We start from the raw sequence: 8,361 nt of genomic DNA on the forward strand, positions 1-8,361 counted from the left end.
TGCTCTAATGTCAACCTATGACCGACCGGCGCAGCTACGACGCGACCCGTCGCCGCGAGCGGGCCGAAGAGCAGAAGCGGCAGACCCGCGAGCGAGTGGTCGACGCCGCCCGTCGGCTCTTCCTCGAACGGGGCTACGTCGCGACCACGATCACGGCGATCGCGCAGGAGGCCGGTGTCTCCGCGCAGACGGTCTACCTGTCGTTCAGCGGCAAGGCCGAGATCCTGCACCGCGTCGCCGACGTGGCCATCGGTGGAGACCACGAGGAGCTGACGATCTTCCAGCGCACGACGTGGCAGCAGCTCGAAAGCGAGGCCGACCCGGCGAGGCAGGTCCGGTTGCTCGCCGACCTGATGGCCGCGATCGCCGAGCGGATGGCCCCGGTGTGGCAGGCTTACCGAGAGGCCGCCGCGACGGACCCGCGGGCCGCGGCGGACATGGCAGCACTGCTCAAGGGGCGCCACGAGTCGCTGACCAGGGCGCTCCGGCTGCTGCCGGAGGAGCGACTGCGACTCCCGTTGGCCGAGTGCGTCGACAGCTTCTGGACGATCTCGAGCCTGGACGGATACCTGCTGCTCACCGGGTATCGGGGCTGGAGCCATGAGCAGTGGCGGGACTGGCTGCGCGAGACCGCCGTTGTCCAGCTGTTGTCGCCAAGCTAGAACACGTTCCCGTTGAAGTGGCGCTCGTCGAGCGCGCGGTCGCGCTCGGCGCGCCACCAGCAGCGTCACGCCGCCGGGTAAAGGGCCTGGGTCAGACGCCGAACGCCGCCGGGTAGCGGATGGTGCCGGACGGCACGGACCTGGCGGGGTCGAAGACGGGCTACAGCCCGCACACCGACGTCGAGCAGATCACCTCGGAGTCGGGTGACACCCGAGCCACCTACGGTTACACCGCCTACGGCAAGAACGACGACAAGCTTTTCACCGGCGTCGACAAGCCCGACCCCGTCGACCCCACCGCCGAGGAGGAGTACAACCCCTATCGCTTCAACGCCAAGCGGTGGGACAACTCCACCGGCATGTACGACATGGGGTTCCGCGACTACAACCCCGGCCTCAACCGCTTCCTCAACCTCGACACCTACAACGGCGCCCTCGACGACCTGTCGCTCAGTCTCGACCCCTGGACCAGCAACCGCTACGCCTTCACCGGTGGCAACCCCATCAACGGCATCGAACACGACGGTCACGAACCACGGCCCGGTCACTGTCAGAGCACCTGCCCCACCTCCCAAACTGACATAGACAAGGCCAACGCCGAAAACCGCTCCGGGCACGAGCGGATGCTCGCGAACTTTGCAGCGCGAGAAAGGAAAGCTCAGCCCACGAAGAAGCAGGCGACAGGAAAAGAGTCTGGCGGATTATGGGATTGGTGGAAGGGCTTCTCGGAAGGGCTCTTCTATACGACTTACCCCTTCGGTTTCGCCGTTCCGGATGACGTTACTCTGGACAACGGCACAGAAGCATATAAGTCAGGGTCAAACGTATGGCCGGAAATCAACCCATGCGGAGATTTGCCTGCAAATACTAACTGCGGTGTAGTCTTCCCGTTCGGGAGAAGAGGCGCCCGAAGTCCTGGCAAGACAGGCACCATCGACGACTATATTGGTGAGGGTATCGTCGCTTCGATAAGCGATGACGGCATCGTCTCTATGGCTATAGAGAAGGGGAAAAATACGCCTAAGGGTGGTCAGATGTTTACAGATGCATTTGCCCATTTCGGTCCAGATAACATCAAGGGTTTCGACGCTAAATGGATTCCCGCGATGCTCACAAATCTCGATGCGTTCAATAAAAATCTCCGTAGCGGAATGAGTATGACCGAGGCTGCGAAGGCAACCTTCACAGGTCATATGCTGTCCAAGTACGGAATCACAGAGGCTGTAGTCGATTATAGCTCTCTACGTGGGACTCGCGGTTGGTATACTAACGTCGAGGTCGAGTTTCGGAGGCCAGGAGGATGACACAGAGAAGGCCAGAGCTTCGAGCCCTTCTGGACGACGGTGCGAGCCTCGCAGAGTTGCTGGAGCATCTGAAATCCCAGGAGTCGTTCACGCTCACGCCACTGGCCTTCCTCAAGGTAGTTCAACTGGAGCTGGGAATCTCCTTCGTGCGAACACGGCATCTCTTGGAGTTCTTCGATCCAGAAATGGAACCCTTGGCCGACAGCACGGTAATCGAGGGGTATTGGAAGGGCCTTCTTCGCGGAACTTGGCCTTGATTGTCTTTGACGCGATCACGGCCTGTCTCGTTGATTAGAGGATACCCCGCCAGAGCGCTGCTCTGGCGGGGTATCCTGCCGGGGCGCGGTCCGACCGGCCCGGGAACTGCGCGCGTCCGGGGTGGCGGTCACCCTCGTGGTGCACGAGCACAAGAGGCTCGGCCGAGCAGCGTTTCGGACTGGGCCGGCGCTAGTAGTACTTTGTTAGTTCGTTATGGCGGTCGTTGATGGCAGGTGGGGCAGCGACCGCTCCAGGTGGCTAACAGCACCTGGAGCATGTGCAAGATCTTGTAGAAGGTCAGACCGTGCAAGCCGCTTTTGGGCTGGTCAACCGCAGTTCAGTGAGGAACAGGTGGACGGCTGCAACGAGGGTGACGTGGCGATGCCACCTGTGGGTGCCCGAAACTCGGCCGTTGGGGCTGACCTGAGGTTTGGCGTTTCCGTTATGGCGTGCATGATCGCTGTTCATGGCGCTGCGGTTGCATCTGATCTTCGTTCGGCTCACGGGTTGGCTGGTGTTGCTGGGGCCGCGTCCATGATCGTGGTGTATGAGAAGACCACTCGTAATCCGGCGAATTCTTAAGCGGTAATCGCCTCGATATTCACTTTAGCATCGTTCGTCCCATTCTGGAGTCCATCTTTGCGGCATTCGGCCAGGATTTCCAGCCCCATGTAGCGGCGCTGCTCGGTCCACTCGTCGTTCTGCTCGGCCAGCACCGCGCCGACCAGGCGGACGATCGCGTCGCGGCCGGGGAAGATGCCCACCACGTCGGTCCTTCTGCGCACCTCCTTGTTCAGGCGCTCCTGGGGATTGTTGCTCCACACCTGGCGCCACACGGCCTTGGGGAAGGCGGTGAAGGCCAGGATGTCCTCGCGTGCCTCGTCCAGGCGCGTGGCGGCCTTGGGGTACTTGGCCTCCAGCACCTCCACCACGTGCCGGTGCTGGGCGCGGACGGAGTCGGCGTCGGGCTGTTCGAAGATGGTGCGCAGCATCGTGTGCACCCACGGCTTGCGCCTGCCGATAATTACATCCACCCAGGTCATGACTCTGCGAGGGCTTCGCGGAGCGTACGCGAGCTTCGGTCACCTGGGAGACGGAAGCGCGTACGCCAGGGTGATCCGCCGTGCTGCTTCGCCTGGCCTATCTGACCGTCACGAACGCGTTCGCCGCGCTGCAGTTGCTCCCCATGAGCGATCGGGACAAGGACGTGGAGATCCTTGTCCTGCGTCACCAGCTCGCCGTCCTTGAACGCCAACTCGGCGCTGACACCAGAGTGAGATTCGCTCCCGAGGACCGAGTCCTTCTCGCCGCGCTCCTGACCTCGCTGCCGCGCAAGCTCTTTTGTCGGCTGCGGCTCCTCGTCGGACCGGACACCGTCCTGCGCCGGCACTGCGATCGGGACTTGACCGAGCTCAACGACCCCAGATCCACCCGCCGACGACCCGTGGTCGCCGGCATGACCAGCGAGTACTGCCACGCCGCGCAGCCGCAGCTCATGCCACGTAACCCAATATTCGAGCGGACACGCTCCCCGGTGAGGTCCTGGACCCCGGGCGGAAGCATGCAGACCCGCCGCACCCGGCTGGGACCGCGTCGCTGCCAACACCCCCTGAACTGCGACCGGCGCGAACTCCCCAGAGACCGGTGGTCCCGTCTTTGCTCTCGCCCTGTTGTCCACCGATGACGTCAGGTGTTGCGTGGCACTTGATGGCAAAACCGATCAAGAAGGGGCAGGACACATGAGACACTTTCAAGATCGCGTCCTGGTGTACAAGCGGTGCGGATGCGTCGATGCGACCTCCGGCAGGCAGCTCGGCCGGCGCTGCGTGCGACTGGACAAGGAGGAGCACGGCAGCTGGTACTTCGGGGTGCAGGTGCGCGGTCCGGCCGGACGTCGCGAGCGGTTCCGGCGTGGTGGGTTCGCCACAGCTGGGCAGGCCCACCACGCGGGTGGTGAGGCGATCGTCGCCGATCTGGACAGTGGGCCGGGTGCGGGATACACGGTGGCGCGATGGCTGCGCTGCTGGCTGCAGACACAGCAAGGACTTCGGCCCAGCACCCGCGAAGGCTACGCCGATCACATACGGCTGCACCTGATCCCGTACCTGGGCCGAATCGAGTTGGGTGCGGCTCCTTCTGAGGGAGTGGCTGAGCTGGGGTTCGTGGTTCGGGCCTGGTTGGGTGAGGGATCACGTCCTACCGTCTGAGGCAAGGCGGTGATGACGATGGGCTCGTTGCTGGAGGAGTTGGCGCGGCGGGAGGCTGCGGCTCGGCGTCGGATCGAGGGGCTGCGACAGCAGATCAGCGAGTTGACCGAGCGGCTGGGGAGCGAGGAGGACCGGCTGTCTCGTCTGGTGGTCACGCGCGAGACGGTTGAGGAGATCCTTGGTGAGGCCGCCTCGCTGGTCGAGGAGCCCGATGAGGAGGGCGGCTTGGCTGATGCGGCGGGGGGGGAGGAGGAGCCGCCGGAGGTGGTGCGGTTGGGGGTGGTGACGGTGCCGCGGTGGCGTTCGGGGATGGGGACGAAGGTGTTGCCGCAGGCGTATCGGGACGCGGTTGAGATCTTGGTTGATGGGGGCGGGCCGATGCGGGCGGGGCAGTTGCTGGTGGCGATGGGCCTGCAGGATGCGGCCTCGACGCGGGAGGGGCTGCGGTCGAAACTGAAACGGCTGGTCGAGCGCGGTTGGCTGGAGGAGGTGGGCGCTGGTTTGTTCATGGTGACCGAGCAGGTAGCCGCGCAGGTGACCGGCCGCGCATCGAAGAGGGGGCCGGCTGGTTCCGGTGATGGCAGCGGGCCCTCACCGCCGCAGTGATTGCGGCGGGGCTCTTCTGCCAGGGAGGTTCGAAGGTGCCAACCAGTCGAAGCCGCCCACGAGAAGAGCCCTGCGGTGGAACCATACTGTGCAGACGCGGCCGCTGACGTCTTTGCAGCGGCGATCGGAACCTTCAACTGTCTCCTCGGACAGCTCGCCGACCCCCAGACCGCGTCCTGGACGCATGATCGGCTTGAGGAGGTGATCGAGCAGCAGGGCCGTGAGCTGCTGCGGCTGTTGTTGCAGGCCCATCTGGATCTGCGGGCGTTACGCGAGCAGGACGCCGTCGCCAAGGCCGGGATCGGTGGGGCCGGGATCGGTGGGGCCGCGGCGGTGATGGGAGCCGACGGCCTGCCGCGGCGGCGGGTGGAGATGCGGCATCACCGTCTGCTGGCCACCGTCTTCGGGACGGTGACCGTGACGCGGTGCGCCTGGCGTGCTCCCGGCCTGCCGAACGTCTATCCCGCGGACATGGCGTTGTCGCTGCCCGCGGGTCGGCACAGCCACGGACTGGCCCGCCTGGCGGTGGCCGAAGCGGTCCGCGGTTCGTTCGATGCCGCTCACGCCGCGATCACCGCTCGGTGCGGGAACGTACTCGGCAAACGGCAGCTGCAACGCCTGGTCCAGGCCGCCGCCGTCGATATCGACGCCTTCTACCAGCAGCGCACCCCCGTGCCGCGGACCCGTGATGAGCTGCTGGTGCTCAGCTGTGACGCCAAGGGTGTGGTGATGCGGCCCGAGGCGCTTCGCCCGGCCACCGCGAAAGCGGCTGCCCGAGCCACCCGCACGTTCCGGACCCGCCTTGCGGCCGGTCAGAAATCGTGCCGCAAGCGGATGGCCACTCTCGGTGCCCTCTACGACGCCGAGCCCGCGCCGCGTCGTCCGCACGATGTGATCGCCCTGCCCGGCGGACGCACCGGCGAACGCAAGCCGCGGCCAGGGCCGCACGCGAGCGGGAAATGGCTGTGCGGCTCGGTGATCAACGACCCGGATGAGGTGATTGCCGCCCTGTTCGACCAGGCCGAAGCCCGCGATCCCCGCCATGCGCGCCCCTGGATCATGCTTGTCGACGGCGCCCGCCACCAGCTCGATCTCATCCACGCCGAGGCCATCCGCCGCAGTGCGGCCATCAACATCGTCATCGATTTCATTCACGTCATCGAAAAGCTCTGGGCCGGCGCGTGGTGCCTGCACCGGCCAGCCGATCCCGCGGCCGAGGACTGGGTCGCCACCCACGCCTTGGCCCTGCTGGCCGGACACGCACGCCAGGTCATCACCGATCTCGACACCCAGGCCGCGCACCTGCCCGCCGACCGGCGAGACGGCATCGACACCTGCATCCGCTACCTGACCGACCATGCAGAGTTCCTCCGCTACGACCAAGCCCTGGCCGCTGGATGGCCCATCGCGACCGGCGTCATCGAAGGCGCCTGCCGCCACCTCATCGCCGACCGCCTCGATATCACCGGCGCCCGCTGGGGCCTTGCCGGAGCCGAAGCCATCCTCAAGCTCCGCGCCCTCATCACCAACAACGATCTGCCCGAATACTGGCGCCATCACCTCGGCCAAGAACATCAGCGCGTCCACGGCCAGCACGACTACGGGCTCATCGCCTGATCAGCTCGGTCCCTCAGAGGGAGCCGCACCCAATCGAGTTGGCCCAGCTGACCACCCGGGACATCAGCCGCATGTTCGCCGCTCTCGCCGGACGGCGCACTCGCTACGGCAAGCCGATCGCGCCCTCCACCCTGCACCGCATCCGCGCCACGCTGCGCGCGGCACTGAACGCCGCTGTGCGTGAGGGTCTGATTGCCGCCAACCCGGCACGCATGATCCGGCTGCCCACATCCTCTCGACCGTATCCGCAGGTGTGGACCGACCGGCGAGTGGCTGCCTGGCGGCGCGAGGGCGAACACCCGACGGTGGCGGTGTGGACCGCCGACCAACTGGCCGAGTTCCTCGCCTTCGCCCGACACGATCGGCTGTACCTGCTGTGGCAGTTGATCGCGCTGCGTGGGCTACGTCGCGGAGAGGCAGCCGGGCTCCGCTGGATCGACCTGGACCTGGACCGGCGGGAACTGGCCATCAGCCGCCAACTGGTGCACACCGACGCCGGGCTGATCGCCTGCCCGCCGAAAAGCGCCGCGAGCCGGCGGATCATCGCCCTGGATCCGGAAACCGTCCGCCTGCTGCGCCGTCATGAGCAGACCGAGCGGCGACGGCTGGGCGACGCCTGGCGGGAAACGGGCCCGATCTTCACGCGGGCGGATGGATCTCCACTGCGGCCGGACTATCTCACCGTCCGGTTCCGCAACCTCGTCCACGCCAGCGGCCTGCCCCCGATCCGGCTGCACGACCTGCGCCACGGCACCGCCAGCCTCGCCCTGGCCTGCGGCTCCGACCTGCGAGTCGTGCAGGGCACGCTCGGACACGGCAGCATCGTGGTGACCTCCGACATCTACACCTCGGTCCTGCCAGAGGTGTACCACCGCTCAGCCCAGGCGATCGCGCGGCTGGTCCTAGGCAAGACGCGCAGAACCGCCCACAACCTCCGGAAGGCGGCAGCCTGACCAAGTGACCCAGGTGTGACCCACACGTGTCTCACGATCAGCAAGAAGCCTTCCCATAAGGGAAGGACCCGCAGGTGGAGGTGGTAGGGCGCCCGGGGCTCGAACCCGGAACCTACGGATTAAAAGAAGTCGCACCGCGCAATGGCTCAAAGTGCCACTTAATTCGCGAATTCCATCTTCAAAACGCCCAAAAATGTCGTACGGTGCCATGACGTATCAGGTGCCGACGAGCATCCAACGAGCAACCGTTTGCGGATGGCATCACTTGACCATTCTCACTTTACATTCAAATTGGGTCAGCTGGGAGTCGCCACTGGGTTACAGAGAGGCACTCTCGAATTCGGTGATCAGCTCTTTGTGGCGGGTGGTGCCCGGGACCAGACGCGATCGGTGATGGCCGCGCTTGTTGCGCCGTAGCGTGATGCCTCCGATCCGTGCGACCAGTGGCTTCCTGCCGCTGCGTACGATCGCCTGAGGCCTGGCTGGAGCGGATCTGTCGCCACCAGATCGCGTGTGGCACATTACGGCGAGGTCATCTTTCGTGCTTGGCCGGGTGGGGTGTGTACGTCCTGGGTGGGGTGTTCGTGTGTAGCTGCCTGTGCGGATTTCTTCGGCTGTCCTGGTGGTTGTCTGGTTTGGCTGGGTGGGGTGTGCGGTGGTCTGTTTTCGGGGGTCACGCTAGGTGGGGTTGGTCGTGGGTCGGGTGAGGTGGCTTGGGTGGCGGTTTTGGTCGGGGTGGGGACGGCTAATCGTG

At 65.5% G+C, this 8,361-nt stretch carries 8 protein-coding genes and 1 pseudogene; 8 read left to right on the plus strand and 1 reads right to left on the minus strand.

Features of this window, described 5'->3' with window-relative positions; translation table 11 throughout:
- The first annotated feature begins 17 nt into the window (after positions 1–17).
- The 3 genes from FH608_RS43450 (at position 18) to FH608_RS43460 (ending at position 2,223) form a co-directional block, all read left to right on the plus strand.
- Complete coding sequence (locus tag FH608_RS43450; RefSeq protein ID WP_139636885.1) at positions 18–662, plus strand: TetR/AcrR family transcriptional regulator; 645 nt, start codon at positions 18–20, stop codon at positions 660–662.
- A gap of 119 nt (positions 663–781) precedes the next feature.
- Positions 782–1,966, plus strand: coding sequence for an RHS repeat-associated core domain-containing protein (locus FH608_RS43455; RefSeq protein ID WP_139636887.1), 1,185 nt, complete (start codon positions 782–784; stop codon positions 1,964–1,966).
- A gap of 56 nt (positions 1,967–2,022) precedes the next feature.
- Positions 2,023–2,223 (plus strand): hypothetical protein, encoded by a 201-nt coding sequence (locus FH608_RS43460; RefSeq protein ID WP_139636889.1) that lies wholly within the window; start codon positions 2,023–2,025, stop codon positions 2,221–2,223.
- 579 nt (positions 2,224–2,802) lie between these two features.
- Here FH608_RS43460 and FH608_RS43470 read toward each other — a convergent pair.
- Positions 2,803–3,231: pseudogene (locus FH608_RS43470) on the minus strand (transposase); the annotation flags it as partial.
- Positions 3,232–3,347: 116 nt separating this feature from the next.
- Between FH608_RS43470 and FH608_RS53465 the strand changes: the two are divergent.
- From FH608_RS53465 to FH608_RS43495, 5 genes are all read left to right on the plus strand, one after another.
- Positions 3,348–3,908 (plus strand): hypothetical protein, encoded by a 561-nt coding sequence (locus FH608_RS53465; RefSeq protein WP_226900434.1) that lies wholly within the window; start codon positions 3,348–3,350, stop codon positions 3,906–3,908.
- Between the two features lie 13 nt (positions 3,909–3,921).
- On the plus strand, positions 3,922–4,431 hold the full coding sequence (locus tag FH608_RS43480; RefSeq protein WP_139636894.1) for a tyrosine-type recombinase/integrase: 510 nt from the start codon (positions 3,922–3,924) through the stop codon (positions 4,429–4,431).
- 18 nt (positions 4,432–4,449) lie between these two features.
- The gene (locus FH608_RS43485; RefSeq protein WP_139636896.1) at positions 4,450–5,037 is read left to right on the plus strand and encodes a hypothetical protein; all 588 of its coding nucleotides are present in this window, start codon (positions 4,450–4,452) and stop codon (positions 5,035–5,037) included.
- A gap of 75 nt (positions 5,038–5,112) precedes the next feature.
- Positions 5,113–6,654, plus strand: a complete 1,542-nt coding sequence (locus tag FH608_RS43490) for an ISKra4 family transposase (RefSeq protein ID WP_139636898.1) — start codon at positions 5,113–5,115, stop codon at positions 6,652–6,654.
- A 38-nt stretch (positions 6,655–6,692) separates the two neighbouring features.
- Positions 6,693–7,607, plus strand: a complete 915-nt coding sequence (locus tag FH608_RS43495; RefSeq protein ID WP_139636900.1) for a site-specific integrase — start codon at positions 6,693–6,695, stop codon at positions 7,605–7,607.
- Positions 7,608–8,361 lie beyond the last annotated feature (754 nt).

The organism is Nonomuraea phyllanthi, from assembly GCF_006334985.2.
Taxonomy (GTDB): Bacteria; Actinomycetota; Actinomycetes; order Streptosporangiales; family Streptosporangiaceae; genus Nonomuraea; species Nonomuraea phyllanthi.